Raw genomic sequence first — 26111 nt, 5'->3', positions numbered from 1 at the left:
AAAGGCAGATTTATGGTAAACTGCTTCTTTTGTGCGTTAACTTTTGGTCTTTTTTATGTCTGTGTCTGTTGCCGATAAACCTGCTGACAATAATATCTCTTCCACGCTTGATACCTATCTGGTGGGGGGCGCCGTCAGGGATCAGCTACTGGGCCGGGAGGTCACCGAGCGGGATTATTTAGTGGTCGGGGCAACGCCGGAACAAATGCTTGATCTCGGCTTTATGCCCGTAGGCAAAGACTTTCCGGTATTTCTGCATCCAAAAACCAAGGAAGAATATGCCCTGGCCAGAACCGAGCGTAAACAGGGACAGGGCTACACCGGCTTTGTCTGTTACGCCGATAGCGACGTTACCATAGAAGAAGATCTTAAGCGCCGGGATCTAACGGTTAATGCCATGGCAATGTCAGACAGCGGCGAGATCATAGACCCCTATAACGGCCAGCAAGATCTTAATAACAAAGTGTTACGACATGTGTCTGATGCCTTTGTTGAAGATCCGTTGCGGGTCTTGCGGGTTGCCCGCTTTGCCGCCCGTTATTACCAATATGGCTTTAGTGTCGCCCCGGAGACACTCGCGTTAATGGCAGAAATTTCCGCCAGCGGCGAATTGCAGCAATTAACGGCAGAAAGAGTCTGGAAAGAAATGCAGCGTAGTCTGGATGAAGAAAACCCCGAAGTTTTCTTTTTGGTACTACGCCAGTGCGGTGCCCTTAAAGAGCTCTTTCCCGAACTGGATATTCTCTGGGGTATTCCCAACCCTGAGCGCTGGCACCCGGAAATATGCAGCGGGCTACATACCATGATGGTGTTGGCCCAGTCGGTTAAGCTGTCAAATAAAACCAGTGTCCGCTTTGCCTCCCTGTGCCATGATTTAGGCAAAGGGCTGACGGAAGAAGAAACCTTACCCAGCCACCCCGGCCATGAAACCAGCGGCTTGCCCCTGGTGGAGGCGGTATGCCAACGCTTTAAAATTCCCAACGACTGCAAACGCCTGGCATTGAAAGTGTGCGAATTTCACCTGATGTGCCACAAGGCTTTTCAGCTTGATGAGCATAGGATATTAAAACTGTTTAACCAGTTAGATGCCTGGCGCAAAGCAGAAGAATTTGAAGACTTTCTCCTGAGTTGTGAAGCCGACTATAAAGGACGTTTAGGTTTTGAAGACAAAACCTACCCCCAGGCCGCCTACTTAAGAGCTGCGGCAAAAGCAGCCAGCGCCATCAATGCCAAAGCCTTTGTTGAGCAGGGGCTTAAGGGCTTGGAAATTAAAAAAGCGATAGATGCAGCCAGGTTGGCGGCAATCGGCGAAGTAAAAGTAAAACTCGCGCATACAGCACCTGCTCATCCCTAAATAAAGCATTTACTCAAGCCAGCTCAGGACGGGACAGAGCCATATATAAAACCAGCTCCTATTCATCCTTTTTTATACAAGTAAAGCACTGGATAAATGGCTTTGTTTACATTTAGTGTTGCTGTTAATTATTTACCACGGTATAGACTGCGGTATGAAAAGTTCAGTTATACGGGGGATTATCACGACATAAGGATTAGTAGCCAATAGCGATAAAAGGTATAAATTGCTAGAGACAGACAGGTAAACACGAACGCTTAAGTTAAAATGCGCTAACAGGAAGGCGATTCCCCTCAGGGGGCCTGGATTGCATTTAGTACCGGGCGGGTCACTGACATAGCTGAAACTCTTATTATCGTTAACTCGCCCGGCTTTTGCTCCGTTTACGCCATAGTCAATCTTATGTAGTTAACATTACTTCTTGCGGCTAAGCACTCTCCAGCTATCTTGCATCCCATCTATTTTCTCCCGGTAACCGATAACCTGATATTTGAGCCAATAACATAGGTGCCTGATACCTTCGCTGGTATGTGGGGTGATGCATTCAGGCTCGCGGCCAACCGCAGCAAAAGCATCAAACAAAAAGGCACATTCTTCACTGAATTTACTAAAGTCATCACTAAGATTGACAAAATCGCTCGACAGCTGCTCTCTTCTGATTTCATCTTCTGTAAGCGGTAAGTTTGATTCAGACATGAGTTCTGCCTCCCTTGCAGGTTAACGGCATATAGCTGTTGGTATAACCTGCCGGCGGCTGCCTGGCGATGGGGGCTGGTATATTTTCTGTTAAAGAAACTTTAACCGAGTGAAACTCTGGCATATCATTAGGTTTAGCCATGATGGATACTCACTTTATCTGTTGTGGTTAGCTGTCTCTGAGTGTGGTCGCACTTGGGGGCAGCGCTTGGTTTATCTGCTGGTTCTCTTCTTTAAACACCTCCGTTGACGGGGAATTCACCTGTTAGTGATAGTACAAAATACCGGAAAAATCAGGCTGGGTTGGCATTTAATATTTATGTTAATTGCCTGCACTGTATTGATAGCAGTACGAAAACATCAACCACATGAAAAATATGAATAAAAACAGGGGTTGATGACTTGTTACAGGGCTGCAACAGTCAACGAAAACACAGCCGGATAAATACATCCGTGTATAAAAAAGCCACATCCGTCGATGTGGCTTTTTATTAACTTATTAACCTCAAAAGATTAAAAGTTATAAGTAGCTTTCACGTAGTAGTAACCGCCGTTGTAATCAAACGGACCACTTTCGTAAAACTTAGCGCCTAAAACACCGTAAGCAGGGTCATCACCACGTTTTAATTCTTCAGCTTCCTGGTCGAACAGGTTATTGGCACCTGCTGATAAGGTAATGCTGTCGCTGTAGAAGTAGCTGACTTCGGCATCAACGGTTACAGCCGATGATGCAGTTTCAGAACCCCATTCAGAAGTATCATCGGCATGGGTAGCATAATACTCACCAAAATAGTTGGTACGTACAAACATACTGACCGAATCCCAGCTCTGGGCTATGGTAAAGGTGGCTCTGTGCTCTGGCATACCTTCTTCCAGGCGACGTACTTTACCTTCGTTTGTGGTTTCAGGGTTAAATTTATCTACGTCGGTTTTATTCCAGTTATACGCCAGGCTAAGCTGAGTATCACCGTTAAATAACTCCATACCATAGTTAGCAACTAAATCAACACCTTGAGTAGTGGTATCAAAATCATTGGCAAAGTAAGTTACCGCTGAAATCAATTCAGGATTTTGTACACCTGCCGCCCTAAGAGCATCGTAATCATTAGGATCTACGTCTATCTGGCTCGACTGGGCAATACGGTCGGTTACTTCAATGTTGTAATAATCCAAAGTTACAAATAGAGCACCGTCAGAATAAACCCCACCAAAGGCGTAGCTGACTGACTCTTCCGGATCCAGCTCTTTACCGCCATAGAAAGAAGATAACGGATCAGTCGGTGGCGCCAGGAAGGTCTGAATTAAATCACCTTCAACAATAGAGGTTTGGGTGTTAACCACATTGGCCTGACCTACGGTCGGCGCCCTGAAACCGGTACTGTGTGAAGCACGTAAAGAGAATTCATCGTTAACAGAGAATTGCCCCGTTAGCTTATAGTTAAGGGTATCGCCGAAAGAGGTGAAGTCCTCATAACGTACCGCGGCCCCCATCATAAAGGCATCGGTAAAGTAGGTTTCTACATCCACATAAGCGGCAACATTGCGGCGAACATTTTCACCGGCTGATTCAGGACCAAAACCTTTAAAACCATGTGAACCTATGCTAAAGCCCTGATCCGCCAAGTCACCCGCTTTCCAGGAGGCTTCTTCACCGGCCACGATTTCAAAGCTTTCTTCACGCCATTCCAGACCGGCAGCAACATTCATCGGCTCTTCCAGACCAACTTCAACCCCTTTAGAAATATCAAAGTTAAAGGTTTTCTCTAACTGGATATATTTACCCGTTTCAAATGACATCGGACTTTCCGGCCCTAATGACGGGTTAATGGTATTGTTCAGGAAGAAGGTAGAAGCATTTCGGCCAACCGAGCCGCTCAAATCATAGTAGGCTTCATCAAGGAAACCACCACTGATTTCCCCTTTAGTTCCAATTGTTAACGCAGTATCAACAATATTACCGGCAAATGAAGGGGTATAACCGCCCGGATACATCTCATTCACAGCAAAACAGTTCTGTCCATATGCGGTGCTGTTATCGGCAATTAAGGCATAGTCATCCTGCCCCAGGACGTTACTGTTACCGGTATCAGGGTCAACCAAAATAGGAATAGTTTCACACTCAATACCCGTGCCTACCCCGTCCAAATCTCCCACCAATAAGGTTTCACCGTCATCAACCGAGTAAACGTTACCGCGGTTATGCGGGTTACGGTAGTAGAAACCACCGGTAGCATCACGTTCGGAGTAGTTACCAAACATGTAAAACTCATTATCATTGCCTAAATCCAGGCCGACATTAGCAAAAAGGGTAATATCATCTTCAATTTCCGGGTTACCCCAGACTTGCGCCGGATCATTTATCGAAGTGTTACCTGAGTCGCTCAATCCCTGGGCATCAGGTCTTTGTACGCTGCGGCTGGTCGCATCGGCGTTTTTCAACTGAAAACTTAAATTGACAAAACCATCATCGGTGAAAGGCAAACCCAGGTTACCGTCAACAATTGTTGCGGCGCCGTCGCCTTCGTAATATTCACCACGTTTTACCGAGATAGAACCGCCGTCGGCATCATCTTTTAAGACAAAGTTCATGACACCGGCAATGGCATCTGAACCGTACTGGGCCGCAGCACCGTCACGTAATACTTCCACCTGTTTTAATGCAACACTTGGAATAACGGAAATATCAGGACCCTGGGCACCATCGTTAACCCCGCCTCCCTGGAAAGCAATAACCGAGGCACGGTGACGGCGTTTGCCGTTTAATAAAATTAAGGTACTGTCTGAAGATAAACCGCGCAGGTTTACCGGACGAATCAAGGTAGCAGCATCACTGATAGGCTGAGCGCGAACGTTAAAAGAAGGAATCGCTCCCACCAGCATATCGAGCATATCGGTAGAGCCGGATTTAGCCAATTCGTCACCGCCGATCAGATCAACAGGAACCGGAGAATCGGCAACAGAACGTGGCGCGGCCCTAGAACCAACAACCACTATTTTCTCAACGTCTTTTTCTTTTGCTGCGGCATCAGATTCGGCAGCGTAGGCTGGCACTGTACCTAACGCAAAGCCCACGGCTAGGGCTAACGTAGCGGTACGAAATTTAGTAGACATGTTATTTCCTTCCCAATAATGGTAATTAAGTTTTTATAATTATCTATTTTTATTCACTGAGTGATTTTTGTTATTGCTCAAAAATTCACTAGCTGCAATTATTTATAAAACAGCTAAAACCGCATTACAAGAGGCTTGGAACTCAAACCGAACTTTATTCGGTTAAATAACCATCAATTATTCAAGGTAAGTTAACCTTTAACCTTAAACACCTTGATTATGATCAAAGCCCGCAGCCCCATAATTGGCGATACTTATAGCCATTTCAAAAAAAACACACCTGCGAAATTATTCGTATTTCATCGAAAATGAAAAAGTTCAAAAAAAAATAAATAAAAATAAAAATTTTTTTTATCCGTAAAAAAATCAAACAAATAAAGTACAATAAATTTACAAGAATACAACAGCAAAAATCAGCCAACTTTTATTGACGGTCACCGCCCGGGTAACTGCTGTTGCTTAATCCGTCAATTCCAGGCCAAACCAGAACAAATAATTAGCTAAAAATTTTAAATAACTATTCCTGACACACCAGATAATGGCGGCCATTAACAGACGACTGTTAACTTAAAAGATCCGGCCAAGGCATACCCGGGGAAAACAATGAAGAATAAAAAAAGCCGGCGGTAATTAAGCAATAATTACCGCCGGCCTGATGGAAAAACAAATCTATAACAGGCTAAGCCCGGTTAGACCAGCCGGGCAAATACCGCCTGATGCGGGGCTAACACCAGAGCATCATTATCCTGGCTCAGCGACTGAAATCCATGCCCTTCAAGCGCAGACAACTTCATCCCGGACATTAATGGCATCAAGCTGGTGCTATCAGCAAAGTTAAAACAGCAAAGCAGGGCCCTGTCCTGATCGCGACGGATAAAAGCTAAGATATCATCCGGCGTATCAATAAATTCAATATCGCCGTATAACAGCTCAGGATACGATTTACGCCAGCGGACAAATTGCCGGTAAGCCGATAATAACGAGTCTTGCGCTTGCTGCTGACGATCAACGGCGCTGGCCCTGTGCTCTTGTGGTACAGGCAACCAGGTTTGCTCCCCCGACGAAAAGCCGCCATTTACCTGGTGTTCAAACCAGGGCATAGGGGTACGGCAACCGTCACGCCCTTTAAAGTTTGGCCAGAAGGTAATGCCGTAAGGATCCTGTAACTGCTCAAAGGCAATTTCCGCTTCCGTCAGGCCCAGCTCTTCCCCCTGGTAGGTGCAGACACTGCCGCGCAGGGATAACAACATGGCATTAAGCATTTTCGCCAATTGAGGGCTGGTATTGCCTTTACCCCAGCGGCTAAGCACCCGGGTAACGTCATGGTTGCCTATCGCCCAGCAAGGCCAGCCGTCGGTTAAGTTTGCTTCCAGGGTTTCTACTGTGCTCCGGATATAGGCCGGACTGAAATCTTTGGTTAACAGCTCAAAGCTGTAGGCCATATGCAAGCGTTTATTGCCCAGGGTATAGTCGGACATGGCTTTGAGGGAGTCTTCACAGGAGATTTCCCCGAGCGATACCACCCCGGGATATTTATCCATTAACGCACGGATGTCTTCCATAAAACCAAGGTTTTCCGGCCGGGTATTATCATAATGGTGATATTGATAGGCGTAAGGATTATCTTCGCTAAAGCCCCGCCCTTTTCTGTCTTCACTGGCCTTGGCCGGGTTATCCCGTAATTGCTGATCATGGAAACAGAAGTTGATGGCATCAAGACGGAAACCGTCTACCCCGCGCTTAAGCCAAAACTCGACATTATCGAGCACATGACGACGTACCTCAGGGTTATGGAAATTCAAATCCGGCTGTTCGGTTAAAAAGTTATGCAGGTAATACTGCTCTCTGCGCGGTTCCCACTGCCAGGCACTGCCGCCGAAAATAGATAACCAGTTATTTGGCGGCGTACCGTCGGGCTTGGCGTCTGCCCAGACGTACCAGTCGGCCTTGTCATTGCTTTTATCCTGGCGGCTTTGCTGGAACCAGGCATGCTGATCTGAAGTATGGCTGAGCACCTGGTCGATGATCACTTTCACCCCAGCCTCTTTGGCCACGGTAATCAAGCGGTCAAAATCTGCCATAGAGCCGAACATGGGGTCAATTTCACGATAGTCACTGATATCATAGCCAAAATCTTTCATCGGCGATTTAAAAAAGGGCGACACCCAAATCGCATCCACGCCCAAGCTTTTGATATACGGGAATTTATCAACAATACCGGCCAGATCTCCTATTCCGTCCTGATTCGCATCCATAAAGCTGCGGGGATAAATTTGATAAATAACGGCGCCACGCCACCAGGGTTGTTGTTTCATTGGCAATCCAAATTGTCATTACGGTGATTATTTTTCATTTTGGTGAATAAGATCACAACGAAGGAGAAAGAGGATTCAGCATAAATACCCGGCAGGCCTTGTGCAATAAGTCTGCATACGTATGCAGCCATTCCCGGGGGCTTAGCGGCTATGCATACGTATGTATGGCGGAGCCAAAATGTCACCGATAAATACCGCCTGATAAACTTCCCCGTGCCGCAGCCGGATATAGGAGAAAATTCCATTGCCTTTTTCCGGCAACGGCAGGCAAATTACTCCGCAGTCAAAAATTTTTCATAGCCGTCGATAGCAAAATAACGCAGCGACTTTTTATGCTTGATTTTTTTGGCTATCAATTGCTCTCCGCAGTAGATTTTAACCACCTGCTTATCGCCGTTACTGTCGGTTTCATAACCGTGATCGTCGTTTAATCTCAGGTTATCAAATTCAGTTTTCATTATCAGCTTCACTGATATTCTCCTTTTCCTGTGCCTTTAGCGCACTACAAACATCTTAAAGAGATCTAAATACTTCACTTTAAGGCGGTTTTTGACCTGTTTATTTTCAGGTATAATAGCGCTAATTACAGCACAGGATAATCTCCATGTACCGACTTATTCACCTTTTTCTGGGTTTTACCTTTTTATTGATCGGCGCCATCGGAGTCATATTACCGCTGTTACCCACCACCCCTTTTATTATCCTGGCCGCCTATTGTTTTTCCAAAAGCTCGAAAAAATTTCACCTTTACCTGCTTAATCATCGCCTATTCGGCGGCATGCTGCGCGACTGGGAAAGCTACGGTATTATTCCGTTTAAAGTAAAATGCCTGTCTACAACTATGATGCTGGTTATGATTTCCTACCCGATATTTTTTCTTGGCCTTGCCTGGTGGACCAAGCTCTTGGTAGTGCTCACCGTGATCATTGCCCTGGCTTATATTTGGAGCAGGCCGTCACGCATTAACGCCAAAGAAGGAGAGACTGTTTTAAAGCAAAACAAACAGGGCAATGAGGTTTAATGCCCTGCCAATCACGGCCGTCGTTCAGAGCCCTATAAAAACATGAGTTCACAGCATAATTGCTGATAGCAGCTCGTCCATGAATCCGCTGGATAAATACATCCGTGTATAAAAAACGGCTCACATCCGGAGCCGTTTATTTAAAAGCTACCGGGTCGCCCCCGGAAGCTATCATTTGATAAGCTTAAAAGCTTTGGCTGTAACTTAACGATAATGCCCGACCACGCACCGGGTACAGGCGGTAATCAGAGTCGGTAACATCACCTTCCCATTTTTGCAACGGCACTTCACGGTCAAAGGCATTAAGCACTTTGACGGAAATATCGGCATTCCAGGCAAGATCTAACCTGTAGGTAAAGTTAGTCATAGCCCAGGAAGGCAGGCTGTTGGGGTTATCCCCGGAATCAAAAGCATCAACCTGCTTATCGTAAAAAACCGTGTAAGAACTTAGGGTATGATCCCCCATGTTCCAGCTCAGGCTTAAGTTGACGATATCATCCGGCGAACCAATATCACCGGCTTCATCCGTGCCCTCTTCTAACACCCCCTGATCGTTGATTTCAGAAAAAACCGTTTCAAAGGTATGGGCCCAGTTAACCACGGCCGAAAAATCACCGAGTTCAGTTGTAGCCTTCCAGCCCAGCTCGATGTCCATCCCGCGGCGTTTAGAGTCCCCGAGGTTAACCTTAGTACTGTTAACCCCGATCAGGCGACCCTGGGCATCGCGCTCAAAACCTGTGCCGGGAAAGGCATCCGCTACGGTTGAACTGCTGCCCTGGGCCAGTAAACGGGCGGAGTGCCACATGACATCATGCTCATCAAATTCAGTGATCAGCTCTTCAAGTTCGATACTCCAGTAATCCGCTTTAATATAGGCATCATCGGTAATGTTATAGGCAAAACCGACATTCCAGGTGGTGGACTCTTCCGGGGTCAATTCTTTGTTGCCTGAGGTGTCCACGGCGACATTACGGCTAATGTTACATTCGTCACCGCCAAGCAAGTCCAGGCCATCATTATAACAGGCGACATAATCTTTAACGTCAACATAACCTACCGCCGACAACTGGTTGATATCAACCAGGGTTGGCGCCCTGAACCCCGTACCCCAGGAAGCGCGTACCACCAAATCATCCATCACCTGGTAGCGGGCAGATAACTGAGGGTTAAAGGTATCGCCAAAGTCACTGTAGTCATCATAGCGGGCAGCAATATTAAGCTCGAGTTCATCGGTGATCGGCATGCCAACTTCAGCAAAGGCGGCAACGATATCACGCTCGGAAATGCCGGCAGAACCACCGGAGCCACCAACAACATTACCGGCATCCGACTGGGCATCTACCAGATTTTTCAGTCGCACTTCCCGATATGAAGCGCCAAGATAAACCCCGATAGAGCCGCCTGGTAACTCAAAGGTTTCAAAACCGACCCCGCCGCTGATACTCTCCTGTTTCATTTCCAGGTCGCGGTCAAAGTTGGCCTTGATATAATCCGGCGCAGCAGAGTTGGCATCGCGTGGATCCCAACCGGCAACAATTTCTCCCTGGCTGACATTAGATAAGTTAGGGTCGATAATTTGATCCAACTCTTCGTTATAAACCCCGATAGCCCCGGCAACCAAACCTTCCTGGACATAGTTGCTGCCAAACGAGCGCATGGTATAACGGTTAAAGTTATAGTTGAAATCCCAGTCAAAATCTTCATAGTCGCCGGTCAAACTTAAGCTTAAATCCTGGACATCATTATTATATTCTGCGGTGCGCGGGCCAAACTCGGTAAAACGGTAGCGCAGGCTGTCTCCAGCATTAACAGCGATCAGAGTATCGGTTTCAGGCAGGTCATTTTCAAAGGTCACACCACGAACACTGGCGGCAGCCGAGACATCGGTGGAGTTCATATGGGCCCAGTAACCACGCACATAAAATTCAAGTTCATCGGTCAGTTCATACTGGAAGCTGGCCATAATGTTATCGCGCACCGTATGAGGGCGATATTCGGCATCCTGGGTGTAGTCATAGGCACAAATCACATCATTGGGGTAGGCGGAATCACCTAAAGGGCCGACATATTGCTTGCCGAAACTATCACACTGACCATCCCGTTGCGGGGATTTCCAGTCATAATTACTGCCGTCTACAATGACACGGGACGAGGTCGACAAACCAAACCAGCTGTTAATATCGCCGGGATCGCCATCTACCACCCGGGCTTTGGCATAATCAATATCCGCAAGGCCGATAGCGCTGCGTTCGTCATGCTCGTAAACAAAAATGGATGAACTTCTCTCACCCCGGGTGCCGGTAACCAGGCTAAAGGTATTGCGATCACCGCCGCTGATTTCTGCCCGCTCTGTGGTGCCTTTTACCTGAATACCGTCAAAGTCTTTCTTCAGGATAATATTTACCACACCGGCAATAGCATCTGAGCCATAAACAGCCGAGGCACCATCGGTGAGCACTTCAATACGCTCAACCGCCGCCAGGGGCAAGTCATTGATACTGGACGCACCGCCATCAAGAATCGGCGATTTAGCCATGGGCTGGCCGTCTAATAATACCAGGGTATGAAACAGGCTCTGGCCTCGTAACTCTATAGTTTGCTGTGACGACCAGGTATTATTGGCGCGGTTACCGCCGCTGCCTTCGGCATTAAAAGTACTGAACTGCAACACTTCCGCCACGGTAGAAAAGCCAAGCTTTTCAATATGTACCGAATCAAAAACCGTGACCGGCGAAGCCCCGACGGTATCCACCCGCTTAATACGGGAACCGGTAATTTCAATACGTTCAACCTGCTGCGCAGCCGCATCGACCACGACTTCTTCAGCAAGTACCACGCCCGGTGCGGTTGACAATAACGACCCCAGAGCAAGGGCAACCAGAGATTTTTTAAAATTAGATTCAAAGCCTTTAGTTTTCATATTTCCTCTCTTAGCTTATGCGCCCACATACCAGTTACAGCTGAAGGCATTGTTTTTATCAGAGTTTTTATTATTTTCGGGAATAAGTTATACCAGCAACACATATACATTATATTGTATACAATGATTTGCTGGATTTTGAGTATAGAGGAATTAATCACCTTTTGCAGGTTATTTTTTCAACTCATTGAATTTTTCGTTAAATAAGCGTGAAGAAAAAATGAAGAAAATGTACTTCAAAGCAGCAAGGTTGCGGCTTTGAAGCATCCCCTTGCTAACTGACATTAAGATCTCCCGGTTTCGCCGGAACCGGCATGCTGAGATATCTTCCGGTGATTAGAGGCTTAACTAAAGACACTTGAGGGCTGGCATTTCAAAGGCTTTTGTTTCGAGCCTTAATATAAAGGAACATCACGAACCATAACTTGTGCCGGTTACTGCCGGTATCAGGTATTTTATCCATTTGCCAAAAAACACCGGCGCCGGATCAGGACAAGTAAAAACCTGAAAGACCTTATAAGTTTGGCAATAACATTATTGCGGCAGTCCCTATGACTAAAACAGTATTCTCCTCATCAAAGATTTTTCCTGTTAGTCTAACTATAGTGCCTGCATCTGGTTTTTCCTGGGTCTCACTCACCTGCCACTTCATCGTAATCTCGGTATTTGCCCGTATGGGTGCCGGAAACTTAAATGACATTTCCAAACCTAACATAGGACTCATTTTGGATATATGGGTGGGAATCATCGCAGAAAAATGCGCTGAAATTGCACTGCCACTGGCAATAATCTCACCAAAGCGGCTGTCTTTGGCTTTGTTGATATCATGATGAATAAAATTCATATCACCGCATGCTAAAGCCAATTTTTGCAAGTCACTTTCAGAGAATATCCTTTTCTCTTCAAAGCTGTATCCTGATTTAATTTTTTCGTCCATGACAACCATTTGCTAAAAGTTACAAATAAATCTCGATATTACCTTTTCAGCTGCAAATAACCACAGCTAAAAACCGGTAATAAATAAAAAAGCTTCGTGTTTTACCACGAAGCTTTTTGCCATCAACCTTTTAAGGTCTGCTTTTCTCCTCTAAAAACCAAGTTAATCAATGCGTCCATCAACCAAGCTGTTCAAGAGAATTTCTCCACTAAAATTCACAAAAGTATCTATCGCTTTAGTGAGAGAACACTGTCAATTCAACATCTTCAAGCTCAGAGGCTGAAGAGAAAGTGATCTTCCACTCACCCGATACCGGACGCTCAAGTAACAGTACTTTATTAGTACCTTCACCAACGGCTTCCACGATAATGCTTTCAGTTTCTTCTTCAGCAGCTTCGTCATCACCTTCTCTGGTGGCTTTAGCTGTTTTCAGGGCTTTTTTATTGCCGTCTTTTTTCCAGAACCAGTCACGGCCGTCGTCACCGGATTCGTCATCACCAGAGTCATCACCCTGGTCGTCATCGCCCCAGTCATCGTCGCCCCAGTCATCGTCGCCCCAGTCGTCATCGCCCTGGTCGTCATCGCCCCAGTCATCATCGCCCCAGTCATCATCACCCCAGTCATCATCGCCAAAGTCATCATCGCCAAAGTCGTCATCGCCCTGGTCGTCATCGCCCCAGTCGTCATCACCAAAGTCATCATCGCCAAAGTCGTCATCACCGAAGTCGTCGTCGCCCCAGTCGCCTTCACCTGTGCTGTCACCAATTCTCTCGGCAACGATATCAAGTTCACCTTCACCGCCGGCAGTGGCAATGTAGAGTACATTGATACCTTCAGGCACATCTAAAACAAACTCTAACGCTTCTTCATCCGGGCTGTAGCTGAAGCTTTCCTGGAAGGCCATATAGCTGGTTTCTTCATAATCATCTCCTTCCCAGTCATCGCCTTCCCAGTCATCATCACCGCCAACAAGGCCTGACGGCTCTTCGTTACCGGCAGCGGCGCTGTCTATCCAGGTTTTAAGGCTGGCAACATTGGCATATACGCCATATTTACCTTCGGCCGCACAACCTTCACCCCAGCTGACAACACCCACTTGTACCATGCCATTGCCGGTATCTACCACCAAAGGTCCGCCACTGTCGCCCTGGCACGAGTCTTTACCGCCTTCGGCTAAACCGGCACACATTTCTGTATCCTGAACCTCACCGTCATAAGCCGATGCCTGGTTACAAATTTCATTGGTGACATAAGGTACGGTGACTTCCATCAGTTTATCAGGCATTTCACCGCCTGAGCTTAACGTCCCCCAGCCGGAAACCAGCATGTCTTTACCGGCAGCCATGTTGGCAGTAAAGAAAGCATCATCAGCTAAAGTTAGCGCTGCGGCATTGCTGTCGGTGACCTTTTCAGCCAATTTCAGTACCGCGACATCTTTTGACAAATCCGGATATTCCTGATTGGTATAGGTAGTTGCCACCTGGATAACCTGGCCTGAGCCGTCAGTTAAACTGTGAGCACCGACACGTACCTGAAGTTCAGGATTATTACCATCAACCCCTTCCATACAATGGGCAGCCGTTAATACCAGGTCGTCACCAATAAGCGAACCGCCACAAAAATGGCTGCCGTCAGTTGATTGTAAAGACACCTGATAAGGACGGGAATGAGGAACTGATTCTTCCCCGCCGACAATGCGGATAGAAGGCAAGCCACTATTAGATTTAATGGTGGTTCCGGCAAAAGCCGATGTACTGGCTAATACTGCTAAAGCTATTAACGATTTTTTCAACATAGTTCTAACCTCTGAAGTTTTAGTTGTATTCCTTAACCGACACCCGCTGTATTAAATTCAACTAGCTATTGCCGATGTCGCCAGTTGATTATTGCCCCAAGGCCACCGCCGCTGTAGTGACAAAAATTAGCGGAATGTATCCAAATGTATCAACAAGGCCCAAAACTCCCTTACTCGCATACAAAACCATCAACCACATGATTTTTAAGAGTTAAATATATTTTCAAAGATTATTATCCGGAGATTATCAAGACAGGGGGAGTGGCACTGAACCCAGAAAATCTATGGCTTAGCAGCGAAAACCAGGCAACAGGCCAGCATGTACAATCAGGCCGTACAAACCGATACAAAAGCCTACAATGGCTTGCTACTAATCCCCAAGCCAATACGGTTTACTAACTCTACATAATCACTATCTCAGTTTTGACCGGCCCTGTTAGCAAACTTACTAACCTTATTTATTCCCCCGGCAAACCTAAGCAGATAAAAAGAACCAAGTACAACCGGGTGAGCAGTTAATGCGCAGTATTTTTGTAAGAATTTACATGGGAATGTTCCTGGCCATGATAGCCATAATGCTGGTAATTGCCGTGTGCAGTTATTACGTCAGCAAACACCGGATTTCTACCCATGTACAGGAAAATTATGGCGGTACTTTTCGATTGATCAGCGAAGGTGCAGCCCGTCACCAGGGTGAAAAGCAAAGGTTATGGTTATCGGCAATTGAGAAAATCAGTGATCTGACTTTTGAACAAAGGCACATCAGCAGCAAAGCACTGACAACTAAGCGCTATCAACAACTGCAACGGGATACATATGTTTTTAATATCAATCCGCTGTTATCCGGCGGGCAGGTACTGATCAAACTCGCCGATAAAGAACAGTATTTAGAGGTTAAGCTGGCAGACTTTGGCAGCTCCCTGGTACGCACCAGCGCGTTTCTGATACTTAATGAGCTCGGGCGCCATAAAAACGAGCAAAGGCTGCAGGCACTGGACAATATCAGATCTATGTTCAACTACCCTATTCAATTAAAAACCTTAAAAAAATTGCATTTGCCGACAACCAATATCCGCACCATAGAAAAACGGGATATTTCCGTGGTATTAAAAAACTCCACCACCAGCGTACCGGCACTGCAGGCCTATGCTCCCCTGGGTAACAGCCCTTATGTACTGGTCCTGGGGGATATTCCTTTTTTCGAATGGTTCCCGGCATCCCTTATTCTACTGGGTGTATTGGCCATTTTAGTGTTAATGGCCATCTCCAGTTATCTCTTGGTCAGCCCGCTGGAAAAACGCCTGGCCAGTATAGATAAACAGATAGAACTTATCGGCCATGACAAAGACTTATCCATGCCGGCCCCTTTGGGCTCAGATGCTATCGGGAAATTATCCAACACGGTCAATACCATGGCGCAACGCATACATAAACTTATCGATGCCCAAACCGAAATGATCGGCGCCATCTCCCATGAACTCAGGAGCCCGGTCACCCGCATCCGTTTTCGCACTGCGGCAATCGAAGATTATCAAAATCCGCTGCTAAGCAAACAGGCCTCCGGCATTGAAAAAGATCTCGACGAACTTGAAAGCCTGATCGATGAAGTACTGACCTTTTCAAAATTAAAGCAGGATCTGCCGGCCCTGGATCTGGAACCGATTTCGGTGGGTGAGTTCTTCAGCCAGCTCAACCATAAACTGAAAATAAATAACCCAGCCGTCACTATTACCTACCCGGCCAATAGCTGCGAAACCTTTTTTGCTGACCGGCGATACCTGCACCGGGCGATAGAAAACCTGATCATCAATGCCCTTAAATATGCCACCGACAAAGTAGAAATCGGCTATGACTTTTGCGATCAGCAACAAAAAATCTGGGTAGCGGATAACGGCCCCGGCATTCCGGAAAAAGACCGTAACTCGGTATTTGAACCTTTTAAACGGCTCGACGCCAGTCGCGACCGGCAATCCGGCGGTTATGGTTTAGGCCTGGCAATCGTAAAACAAATCGCCCATTGGCATACCGGCGAAATCAGTGTAGCCAACAGCAGCAGCGGCGGCGCCAAGTTGCTCTTTAGCTGGCCCAGAAAGCTCAGCGCCAATGAATAGCCGCCAATGGCCCGTGCCATTATTTTTACCGACCTGTAGCGGATAACCGTATTAGCCATGATATATAAAACACTTGCGACATTTTCATGCTTGTTACTCCTGGCCAGTTTTACCCTGGCCGGCCGGGAAACAGCTGAACATCAGGCAAGTGATGATATTAGCGCCCCACACTCATACCAGCAAGGCGATGAAAAAACAGACAGTGAAATATTAACCAGCCTGGATAACTTAGCCCTGGATCTGGAAAACGAATTATTTGAAGTCGAACAGGGGACAAACAATGAAGCCTTAGCTCCTGAGCCAATCGATGACTGGGAGCAGGAACTTTCCGATCTCGAACAAATGTCTGCCCTGGACAATTTTGAGCAAGTGCAATTCCCCCCTTTAATGACAGAAGAGCCGACAGGTGAATGGCTGGAGGCAGCAGAGCCCGCAGAAGTACAGGGCAAGTCAGCCGAAGCATTTGGTGCAGGTATCGCCGGTGAACAGGAGAATTTAATTAACAGCTTAGATAACAGCGACTTAATGGATTTTGAAGATAACCTTGATGTGTGGAGTGACGACCTTGTTGAAGATCAAGCAAGCGATACTGACAACTATTACTGATATATTTCCGGTCTTTTGCCAGCCGAAAAAGCAAACCCCGGCATTACTATTGCCTTTAACCGTGTTTTTACTGACACCTCCCCAGCTTCTGGCAAAGGAAAACTCCAGCGCAGAGTTACTTAAACAGGCAATTTCTTTGCGGAAAAACAATCAATATCACCAGGCGCTTGAGCTGCTGACCCCGCTTAAAAAACAGCACGGAAACCATAAGCGCATCAATATAGAATTAGCCTTTAATTACATAAACTTAAATGACTTTCACCTGGCAAGCGATATCGCCGCCCATATAGCAACACTGAATTTAAGCACAAACGAGAGAAAAACATTAGCAGCGTTAAAACAACTTATTAAGAAAAAAGAGAAAAAACAAAGGGCTTCACATCTTTTTACTACCCAGCTCAGCACTTATGCCGGTATTGAAGCCTTTAGCTCCCGTTTCCCGGTAGATTATTACATAGAGGTTGTTGACCCTTCAGGGTTTAGTCCGGGTAATCAACCCGAACTAAACACAGCTTACGACAGCAGCAGCTATTATGATGCTGTTTACCCTGAAAAATCCTTCCCGGTAGAAGACAGCAATTACATTATCGAAACGAGCACCGCCCGGGAGAAAAAGCAAAGCAGATATCACGCCCAAAAAGTAAAATTTAAACACTATTACCGCCATGACAAAAAGCTACGGCTGTTTGCCACGCCATTATTATTTAGCTGGCGTAATCAGTTTTCTTATTACCAAAAACAAGGGCAAAAAAAAGGCCTGGATAATCAAGTGATAGATCAAAACAAAAAGCTTAGTTACCGCCAGCTAAAGCTCGATACCGGCTTCAATTTGCTCAGTGACAGCTTATGGTTATTTAACTTCAACTTCAGCCATCGCGGCCATTATTATGATAACAAACAGCTGCTTGATGAAGATAAGCTGATGTTATCCGCCTCTATGCCGATAAATAAAAACCGCCTGACCCTGGCGGTAACAAAAGGGAAAAAAAGCTACCAAGGTTTATATGATTTTCACGATAGCCAACTGGCAAGTGTCGCCCTGGAATATTCTCTGAACTTCAACCCTATGCTGAAACTTCATCTTGGCAGCCGCTATCTGCAAAATAATGCCCGGGATGTTTATAACAACTATGATGAACAAACTTTTTACGCCCGTTTAAATTATGCCTTGCCCCCGGGACCACTTTTTGGCTTAACCGGCTTTATCACGGTGAATTACCATAGATTAATGTACGAGATCGACGATCCTTCCCTGGTTAACTGGGGCCGTGAATATAAACAATCTATTGCCGCTACCCTGCAATACCCGTTAACAGAAAACCTGGCCCTGGGTATTAACGGCCATATAAGCCGCAACAATAAAAACCGGCAGTCAGGCAAGGATGACTGGCAGCGGATAGAAGCGTTTCTCAGCTACCAGTTTTAAGCAAACCCGGAGCAGAAACTGAAACAAAGCGTAAAAACGGCCGGGGACAACAGGCTACAAGCCGATACATAGCGCTACATAATTCACACAAAGCATCGCTGGCAAAAATGCCGTTATCGCAGTTAAATATGAATATATAGTTATCAGGTGAAATCATCATGAAAAAAAATATCTTTGCCCTGTTTTTTCTTTCCACAGCCCTGCTGAGCTGTAGCCTAACCGGCAACGCCGGCACTAAAAACAGTGCTAACGAGCAGCAAGCGGTTATTCAGGACCAAAATACTGACAACGAACCACAGAAAAAAGCGCTGACAAAACAAGAAACTATTTACGGCATTAATTACCAGGGAAATACCCTGAGTATCCAGCTGATGTCCAATGGCTGCACCACAGAAAAATATTTCAAACAGGTTTGGTACAACAACCAACTGAAACTGGAGCGCATCAAAGAAGATTTCTGCCGACGCCGCCCCCATAAAAAATGGCTGGATTTTGATCTGCCACAGGCATTTTCCTCCGTTACCGTAATTAATAAACTCGCATCTTAGGGGCATTATTTGCTAATATTGCCACTTAAATGCCCCCTTTTACTCCACCTTTGCAATTTTTAAGGAATATAAGCTTTACCATGGCAGGCAATTACAACGTACTTTTAATCGACGACGATATTGAATTAACCGAGCTGATCAGCGCCTACCTCAGCTCCAATGGTTTTACCGTCAAATGTTTACATCATGGCGAAAATGTCCTTGAAGCCATTGAAGAATTTCGTCCCGATGTCATTATCCTGGATCTGATGCTGCCGGGCATAGACGGCCTGACCATATGCAAAAATATCCGTCCTGATTTTAACGGCGCCATCATTATGTTGACCGCCCTGGGGGATGATATCGATGAAGTCACCGGACTTGAAGTCGGCGCCGATGATTACCTGGCCAAGCCGGTAAAACCCAGGGTATTGCTTGCCCATATCCGCTCGCAATTACGCCGCCAGAGTACGATCCAGCAAACATCCCAGGAAAACGGCATCTTTTGCTATGGCCAGCAAATCAAACTTGACGCCACCAAACGCACGGTAACCAACAATAACGAACAGGTACTGTTATCCAGCGCCGAATTCGATCTGTTGTGGCTGCTGGCAAAAAACGTCGGCACTATCATCAAACGGGAAGAATTACACCAGCAAATCTTCCGCTTGCCCTATGACGGCATAGACAGATCGATAGATTTGCGTATTTCCCGTATCCGTAAAAAACTCAACGACGACCCCAAAGAGCCGAAAATTATCAAAACCGTGCGCAATGTCGGTTATTTATTGGCGCTGTGATCATAAAACCTTACAAGCGGTAATTTATGGAACAGGAAATTACCGGTTACCATCTCGATAACGAACAGCACTGGGTGGCGCAGTTAAGCTGCGGCCACTTCCAGCATGTGCGCCACCAGCCCCCCTGGCAGAGCCGTCCTTGGGTCACCACCGAACAGGGACGGAAAAAAATGTTAGGTTACGCTTTGCACTGTAAAAAGTGCCTTATCGGCGCCCCCAAAGACACAAAATAATACAACTCTCCTTTGATGACAGCTGGTCACATCTGTCGTTAAAATTCACGAAAAAAGCTAAATACAAGACAAAAAAGCAAAAACTTCTTGCCTAAATGGTTAGACCAGATTACTAATAGATCGAATTTTAAACAATTCGACCATAAAACAATCAACCGGTATCCAGGGAGAAGATATGAAAAAAAGTATAATAATTCTTATGATGTCTTTGCTGTCTGTTATAGGAAACGCTCAGGCGGGCAATAGCGCTGCCACTAAGTATCCATTTGTTTTTGTTCACGGTATTTTTGGCTTTGATGATATCTGGGGCATAGATTATTTCTACGGCATCCCCCAGGCCTTAAGGGAAGAAGGAGGCCGGGTTTACCTGGCGCAGGTTTCCCCCGCCAACTCTACCGAGTTCAGGGGAGAGCAATTACGCACTTATATCCAGGCGGTATTGCTCGACAGCGGCGCGGAAAAAGTCAATATCATAGGCCATAGCCATGGCGGTCCTACCGCAAGATATGTCGCCAGTGTCAGCCCTGAACTGGTCGCTTCGGTAACTTCAGTGGGCGGCGTCAACTGGGGCAGCCGCTTCGCCGATGTCATGCGGGGTCTGGTTGAGGAAGACTCTGTTACCGAAGATCTGATTCGCCAGGGACTTAACGCCCTCGCCCATGTGATCACCGGCCTGAGCGAAGGGGAAGTATTACCGGAAGACAGCCTGGCAATGACAGAATCGTTAACCACTCCGGGCTCAATCGCGTTTAACAGCCAGTATCCCGAAGGCATGCCAAGCAGCTATTGCGGAGACGGAGAGAAAGTTGCCGGCAACGGCGTTCATTACTATTCCTGGTCAGGCGCCCAGCCTTTCACTCACCTGGTGGATCCGCTGGATTACGCCCTGCAACTTACCAGCCTGGTTTTTGATGAGAAAAATGACGGCCTGGTGTCTTCATGCAGCTCTCACCTGGGGAAAGTGATCAAGGATGATTATTATATGAATCACCTGGATGAAGTGAACCAGGCCTTTGGCTTAACCAGCTGGTTTGAAACCGACCCGGTAACCTTATACCGCCAGCATGCTAACCGTTTAAAACAAGCGGGTTTATAAGCATGAAAAAAATACTCGCGGCTTTGGCCGCGATTTCCCTGCTGCTGTTTGGCCTGAGCTTGCTCAAGCTGCAGCAGGTAAGCAACTTCCCTGCTTTAACATCAGAGCAGGACGCAGAAACGCTTTTGCCTCCGGCAGAGGAGGAAAAAACCTTCAAAGATAAACCGGAAAATAATGTATTGCCAAGTGAAACCAGCGAGCCGGATACCTTCCTCAAGGCACAGTTAACCTTAAACTTAGCCTTACGTTACCAATTTGACGATATTATCCACCAGCATCAGATGTCGGGAAAAAACCTGGAGAGCTTGCTACAAGCATTAACCAACAGGCTTAACTTAACCCCGGATGCCGGTGAAAACCTGCAGGCCCTGTTTCACCGCTACCGCCAATACCTTAGCGCCATGTTTGCCCTAAAAGAAAATGTACCTGCGGTGGACAGGGAAATAGATCTCATTGAAAGCAGGATGTTTTTACAGCAAGTCTACGATCTGCAAAGCCAGTATTTTTCTGAACCGGAGATCAGGGCATTTTTCGCCCATGAAAAAAACTATAACCGGCAAACCCTGGAGCGTGTTGCTATCCGCCAGGATACCAGTTTGGATAAAGAGCAGCGGCAAATGCTGATTGAGCACCAACTCAGCCAGCTTGACCCCGAAGAGCTGGCGCCACTGCAGCCAACCCTGACGGCCAGAAAAATTACCCGGCTGTTAACCGGGGAAAAAGAGCAGAATCTAACCTTAGCTCCCGAAGTCTCAGCAAAGATCCGCGTGGCCCGGGAAAAAAACCGCTTATGGCAGCAAAAAGTCAGGAGCTACCAGCAAAAAATCGCCGCCATCGGCCATCTCGATAAGGAAAGCTATAACCTAGAGCTTGAAAGCTACCGCTTGCAGCATTTTAGCGACAACGAGTTGAAACGGCTTAAGGTATTTTTAAAACATCCTGAGTTGTTAACAACGCCCTGATTCCGGGGTAAAGCACAAAAGCGAAAACAAAAAGCATTTTTAGCAAAGGCTACTGACACATGCTGTCAGTAGCCTTTGCTAACATGCCCCTTCTCTTTGCAGCAAACTTATCATCACTATGGCCGAACTACTGAAAAACGTATATACACAGGAATTTATCGCTGCTTTAACACAGCAACTGACGGCAATCTACCCGGACTTTGATAGCGAAAAATTCCAGCAGCTGATTTTTGATGCCGCCTGGCAGCAAAAAGAATTAAAAGCGCGCATGAACCATATTGCCCACAGCCTGCATCAGCTGTTGCCCGGGCCTTATCATCATAACCTGGTATTGCTCAAGCAAATCAAGGTCGAGCGCAGCGGCTTTGAGTATATGTTTTTACCGGCTTATGTTGAGCTGTACGGCCAGGAAGATTATGTCGCTTCGATTCCGGCACTGGCGCATTTTACCGAATTTGCCAGCAGCGAGTTTGCGGTGCGACCTTTTATCATCAAATATCCGCGCCAGATGATGGCGCAAATGGCGCTGTGGGCGAGAATGGACAATGAACACCTCAGGCGCCTGGCCAGCGAAGGCTGTCGCCCGCGCCTGCCCTGGGCCATGGCCTTGCCGGACTTTAAACAAGATCCCTCGCCGCTGTTGCCGATACTGGAAGTGCTGAAAGACGATCCCAGTGAATATGTCAGGCGCAGTGTTGCCAATAACCTCAATGATGTTGCCAAAGATCACCCAAAGCTGGTAACCGGAATAGCCAAAAACTGGTTCGGGCAAACGGAAAATACCGACCGCTTAGTCAAACATGCCTGCCGCACCCTGCTGAAAAAGGCCGAGCCGGAGATTTTAACCTTGTTTGGTTTTGCACCACCCAAAGCAATACAAGTCACCTCCCTTAAGGTACAAAAGCAGGTGGCCATGGGAGAGCGGCTAAGCTTTTCCTTTACCCTGGCGACAAAGGCGCAGGCCCTGGGCAAGTTACGCATCGAATATGCGATAGATTATATGAAAAGCAACGGCAAACAGGCGAGAAAGATCTTTAAAATTGCCGAAGCCGATTACAATGCCCGGCAAAAAGACATCACCCGGGAGCAGTCCTTTAAAGCGATATCCACCAGGAAACATTACCCCGGGGTACATGGTATGGCGGTCATTATCAACGGCCAGGAATTAGCCGCGGGAGAATTTACCCTGACGGCGGCCTGATCTGCTTAGCACAATTAACAACAAGCAATAAAATAAAACTCAGCCTGCCCCATAACGGCGGCAGGCTGAGTTGATTAGCACAAGTTAACACTTAAGATAACTAGTTCATACTGAGCTGTAAGCTAACACCACTGCCTTGCCCTGTGGCCTTGATATAGTGCCAGCCACGCGCGGGAGCGTTGACAACAATTTGCTCTTCATTGCTGCCGGCAGTGGCAGAAGCATTGTGGTGATCCTGTTCACTTGGCCAGTTACCGCTGCTGTGATAGAGGCTGATATCGCCTGCACCATGGGCCGAGCCGATGGTCACCGAACTTTCACTGCCGTCGGCCCAGAAATAGACATACCGGGTACCCTGCTCCAGACACACAGGGGTGGCATCAAACAATTCACCGCTACTTACCGGCGACTGGCTTAAACAGGCATCCGGAACACCGGGGGCACTTTGCTGCCAGTTGACACTCAACTCAACACCACTGAAAGGGTTGTACGGATTCACCATAATAAACCACTGGCCGGACGCAGGAGTGGCAATATTAACGGTTTCATTGTTGCCGTTTTCCCACGGACGATAGTCATAATCGTCAAGAGTCGGCGCACTACCGTGTCTGACATATAAATCCGCATCGCCGGTGCCGCCGCTGATGCTGATTTCAACATTGCTGGCGCCAGAGTCCAGCTCAAAACTAAACGCCGGCTGCTCACTGCCATCTGAACTGATGGTGCGGCGGTCACCGTTATTGAGCACATCCCCTCCCGTAGGAGGCTCTTCACCGTCTGTGCTTTGTACCGTTTCCAGCCAGCTGGAGAATTGGCTGTCGTAACGGCTGTTGATATTGTCTAACCAGGTATCATAGCTGGCATAGTCACCGCTTCTGACATGAGTGAGCATAGTATCGACATCCGCAGCTTTCTCCTCGAACATAAAGCGTACCGCCAGGTAACCCCAGTCATATATTTGACTTGAGCTGTCATTATAATCCGTGCGCAATAGCTGGCTTAGGCTGTGGGTTTTATCCCGGGCCTGGGCCACGGCATCGTCATTGCGGTCTTTTTTCGAAATATATTCCGCCAGACCTTCCGACCACCATACGGTATCGTGGGCATTGCCGGTGGCGAAATCGCCGTAAAGATCAAAGCGCCCGTCCAGGTAATGGACATATTCATGGGTCAGGTTCCACACGGAAAATTCCGGCAGCATCCATTCCGCTTCATAGGCAAAAAAGCGCGGAATATTACCGACCTGGGACGGATCCCCTTCCAGGTAAATCCCGCCGTTATCGGTACTGTGGCCGAACAAGACACCGGAATACTGCTTATAGTCACTGCTGCTGTCGTAAATCACCAGTTCCAAGGTGCTGTTGTTATCATCGGGTACCGGGGTATTGTTGGTCTTTAACTTCTGGTGGAAATAAGTTTCCTGGGCACTCAGGTCGCTACAAATTTCCTGCAACTGGCCATTGGTCAAGTCCTGCGCCCTGACACGTAAACTGCTGCTGCAATTATGGGTAATAGGTAATACCTGAGCCATCAGATCTTCTTTAAAATTACAAATGCCGTAATAGTTGCAGTTATCCGCATCGGCATAATCTACCATGTTTGCCATTCTTAACCAGGCAGCCGAACCAGTGCCGGTTACGCTGTACTTATCAAGAAAAGCCTTAACCAATACCTTGACAGACTCATAGGTTTGCCCGCCATAAGTTAAAAAGCGCGATAACTCCATGGCGGCATCATTAAACTGGTATTCCTTGTCATGACCGATAAGGTCGGTATGCGTTTTCAGGAAATCATCCAACTCATTAACCACAGTAGGATCTGCTTCAACCGCATCCCTGAAATTGACATCAAAATTACCGCGATAAATCAAGGTCAGCACGCTGGTGAAACTGCCCTGCATATAATAACCCCAGTCTTTGCTGTAACGGCCTAACCAGCTGATCGCCTGGGGCAGATAACGGATACTAAAGTCCGTGCCTCCCATCAGGGTGATCACTTCCCGTAAAATCTCGCCATGGGCTTCACTGGTTTGATAAAAATGGCTGTTGGCAGCAAAAGCATCTAAAAAGCCGAAGGCGGCATTGTTAAAGGCACTGGTGTATTCACCGATGACATCGGCATTGCCCCATTGCGCCCAGGTACCGACCCGCAGGAAAAGCACAAAGTTGGCAATTTTATTGCTGTTATCTCCCTGATAGCTCGCCGTCAACGCCTGCGCTTCCCGGGCAATTTCGATCATCGCCGCTTCATTAAACAGGGAATGTAAAACGTCTTGCTGCACGCCCCATAACTCGTCTTCCAGACAGTCAAAGTCGGTGCTGCTTTTTAACAGATCATTCCTGGCTTTACCCGATACCGCAGCCAAGCCTTGTGCGGTGACATCACAAGCGGCAATGGCCGGCTCATCCGCTTGCAGACTAACGCTGTTAAGTGATTTATTGCTGATGCTGCTTTGCTTTGACAATACCGGCCTTTTCCTTTGTCGCAAATCAGATCTTGAAACCTTAGTCTCAGCACTCAACCCGGTTCCGGGAGCCTGCTCAAGTAAATGTTGGGGGATTTTCCCATGGTGAATATGGCTTGAATGTCCGCCTTTGATGTGTGCCTCAACCGCCGCATGTTCGTTATGTGCAGCATTTGCCGAAACCGAATAACTCGCCGATAGCATCGCCATCGAAATCAGGGTAACCGTCCTTTTCATTTTCATTGTTATTTTCCTTTATTGCTGCCGTTTGGCGGCAGCTGTTTTAGTTTTAGTTGTTAACTTCCTTCTATTTAATGTGATATCAGCGACAGACGGGCATTTAAACCTGAGCAAGCATAGCAATAACCCTGAACAGGTATATAAACAGCAGCCAAGTATGAACGCAATCACGACATAAAGAATAATGTATATTGTATATTTAGCTAATAGAATGGCGACATTTTTTCGTATTAATACGACGTAATGAAACCTTCCGGTAATAAAAAATTAATTTTCAAAGGCTTACAAAAAAGAAA

The 26111-nt window shown here is 46.9% G+C and carries 20 protein-coding genes; 11 read left to right on the top strand and 9 right to left on the bottom strand.

Translation table 11 applies throughout. From position 1 onward, the window contains the following. Positions 1–55: 55 nt before the first annotated feature. Positions 56–1354: a multifunctional CCA addition/repair protein gene (locus QL234_RS02525; RefSeq protein WP_281556282.1), complete on the top strand. Its 1299-nt coding sequence runs from the start codon at positions 56–58 to the stop codon at positions 1352–1354. Between the two features lie 414 nt (positions 1355–1768). Here the strand turns inward: QL234_RS02525 and QL234_RS02520 are convergent, their stop codons facing one another. The 5 genes from QL234_RS02520 to QL234_RS02500 all read right to left on the bottom strand — a co-directional run bounded on the left by QL234_RS02520 (position 1769) and on the right by QL234_RS02500 (position 7934). Continuing rightward, positions 1769–2050 carry a hypothetical protein gene (locus QL234_RS02520; RefSeq protein WP_281556281.1) on the bottom strand — a complete coding sequence of 94 codons (282 nt, stop codon included), beginning with the start codon at positions 2048–2050 and terminating at the stop codon, positions 1769–1771. Continuing rightward, complete coding sequence (locus tag QL234_RS02515; protein WP_281556280.1) at positions 2043–2192, bottom strand: hypothetical protein; 150 nt, start codon at positions 2190–2192, stop codon at positions 2043–2045. Before QL234_RS02515 ends, QL234_RS02520 begins: the two co-directional genes overlap by 8 nt. 371 nt (positions 2193–2563) lie before the next feature. Continuing rightward, positions 2564–5161: a TonB-dependent receptor gene (locus QL234_RS02510; RefSeq protein ID WP_281556279.1), complete on the bottom strand. Its 2598-nt coding sequence runs from the start codon at positions 5159–5161 to the stop codon at positions 2564–2566. A gap of 689 nt (positions 5162–5850) precedes the next feature. Then, positions 5851–7476 carry an alpha-glucosidase gene (locus QL234_RS02505; RefSeq protein WP_281556278.1) on the bottom strand — a complete coding sequence of 542 codons (1626 nt, stop codon included), beginning with the start codon at positions 7474–7476 and terminating at the stop codon, positions 5851–5853. Positions 7477–7748: 272 nt separating this feature from the next. Further along, a complete protein-coding gene (locus QL234_RS02500) occupies positions 7749–7934 on the bottom strand; it encodes a hypothetical protein (protein ID WP_348650695.1) in 186 nt (61 codons plus the stop codon). Between the two features lie 146 nt (positions 7935–8080). On the opposite strand from QL234_RS02500, the gene QL234_RS02495 reads away from it, so the two are divergent. Next, entirely contained in the window at positions 8081–8497 is a 417-nt protein-coding gene (locus tag QL234_RS02495) for a YbaN family protein (protein WP_281556276.1), read from the top strand. A gap of 184 nt (positions 8498–8681) precedes the next feature. On the opposite strand, the gene QL234_RS02490 is transcribed toward QL234_RS02495, so the two are convergent. From QL234_RS02490 to QL234_RS02480, 3 genes are all read right to left on the bottom strand, one after another. Continuing rightward, entirely contained in the window at positions 8682–11417 is a 2736-nt protein-coding gene (locus QL234_RS02490) for a TonB-dependent receptor (protein ID WP_281556275.1), read from the bottom strand. Positions 11418–11931: 514 nt separating this feature from the next. Further along, positions 11932–12354, bottom strand: a complete 423-nt coding sequence (locus QL234_RS02485; protein WP_281556274.1) for a MaoC family dehydratase — start codon at positions 12352–12354, stop codon at positions 11932–11934. Between the two features lie 235 nt (positions 12355–12589). Then, positions 12590–14149 carry a serine protease gene (locus QL234_RS02480; protein ID WP_281556273.1) on the bottom strand — a complete coding sequence of 520 codons (1560 nt, stop codon included), beginning with the start codon at positions 14147–14149 and terminating at the stop codon, positions 12590–12592. Positions 14150–14712: 563 nt separating this feature from the next. On the opposite strand from QL234_RS02480, the gene QL234_RS02475 reads away from it, so the two are divergent. The 9 genes from QL234_RS02475 to QL234_RS02435 all read left to right on the top strand — a co-directional run bounded on the left by QL234_RS02475 (position 14713) and on the right by QL234_RS02435 (position 23111). Beyond that, a complete protein-coding gene (locus QL234_RS02475; RefSeq protein ID WP_281556272.1) occupies positions 14713–16260 on the top strand; it encodes an ATP-binding protein in 1548 nt (515 codons plus the stop codon). Positions 16261–16317: 57 nt separating this feature from the next. Continuing rightward, positions 16318–16866 (top strand): hypothetical protein, encoded by a 549-nt coding sequence (locus QL234_RS02470; RefSeq protein WP_281556271.1) that lies wholly within the window; start codon positions 16318–16320, stop codon positions 16864–16866. Beyond that, positions 16826–18292 (top strand): hypothetical protein, encoded by a 1467-nt coding sequence (locus tag QL234_RS02465; RefSeq protein WP_281556270.1) that lies wholly within the window; start codon positions 16826–16828, stop codon positions 18290–18292. The genes QL234_RS02470 and QL234_RS02465 overlap by 41 nt, the downstream gene beginning before the upstream one ends. Before the next feature lie 158 nt (positions 18293–18450). Next, entirely contained in the window at positions 18451–18840 is a 390-nt protein-coding gene (locus tag QL234_RS02460) for a hypothetical protein (protein WP_281556269.1), read from the top strand. A gap of 80 nt (positions 18841–18920) precedes the next feature. Beyond that, on the top strand, positions 18921–19619 hold the full coding sequence (locus tag QL234_RS02455; protein WP_044832258.1) for a response regulator: 699 nt from the start codon (positions 18921–18923) through the stop codon (positions 19617–19619). A 26-nt stretch (positions 19620–19645) separates the two neighbouring features. Then, positions 19646–19852 carry a DUF3565 domain-containing protein gene (locus tag QL234_RS02450; RefSeq protein WP_281556268.1) on the top strand — a complete coding sequence of 69 codons (207 nt, stop codon included), beginning with the start codon at positions 19646–19648 and terminating at the stop codon, positions 19850–19852. 175 nt (positions 19853–20027) lie between these two features. Continuing rightward, positions 20028–20948 carry a triacylglycerol lipase gene (locus QL234_RS02445; protein WP_281556267.1) on the top strand — a complete coding sequence of 307 codons (921 nt, stop codon included), beginning with the start codon at positions 20028–20030 and terminating at the stop codon, positions 20946–20948. 2 nt (positions 20949–20950) lie between these two features. Continuing rightward, entirely contained in the window at positions 20951–21910 is a 960-nt protein-coding gene (locus tag QL234_RS02440) for a lipase secretion chaperone (RefSeq protein WP_281556266.1), read from the top strand. A gap of 118 nt (positions 21911–22028) precedes the next feature. Further along, the gene (locus QL234_RS02435) at positions 22029–23111 is read left to right on the top strand and encodes a DNA alkylation repair protein (protein ID WP_281556265.1); all 1083 of its coding nucleotides are present in this window, start codon (positions 22029–22031) and stop codon (positions 23109–23111) included. A 100-nt stretch (positions 23112–23211) separates the two neighbouring features. On the opposite strand, the gene QL234_RS02430 is transcribed toward QL234_RS02435, so the two are convergent. Beyond that, positions 23212–25818, bottom strand: coding sequence for a M9 family metallopeptidase (locus QL234_RS02430; RefSeq protein ID WP_281556264.1), 2607 nt, complete (start codon positions 25816–25818; stop codon positions 23212–23214). Between the last annotated feature and the right edge of the window lie 293 nt (positions 25819–26111).

The sequence above is a fragment of the Thalassomonas sp. RHCl1 genome (assembly GCF_947387555.1).
Classification (GTDB): domain Bacteria; phylum Pseudomonadota; class Gammaproteobacteria; order Enterobacterales; family Alteromonadaceae; genus Thalassomonas.
The sequence above is the reverse complement of the archived record's forward strand: the minus strand, read 5'-3'. Positions and strand labels throughout refer to the sequence as shown.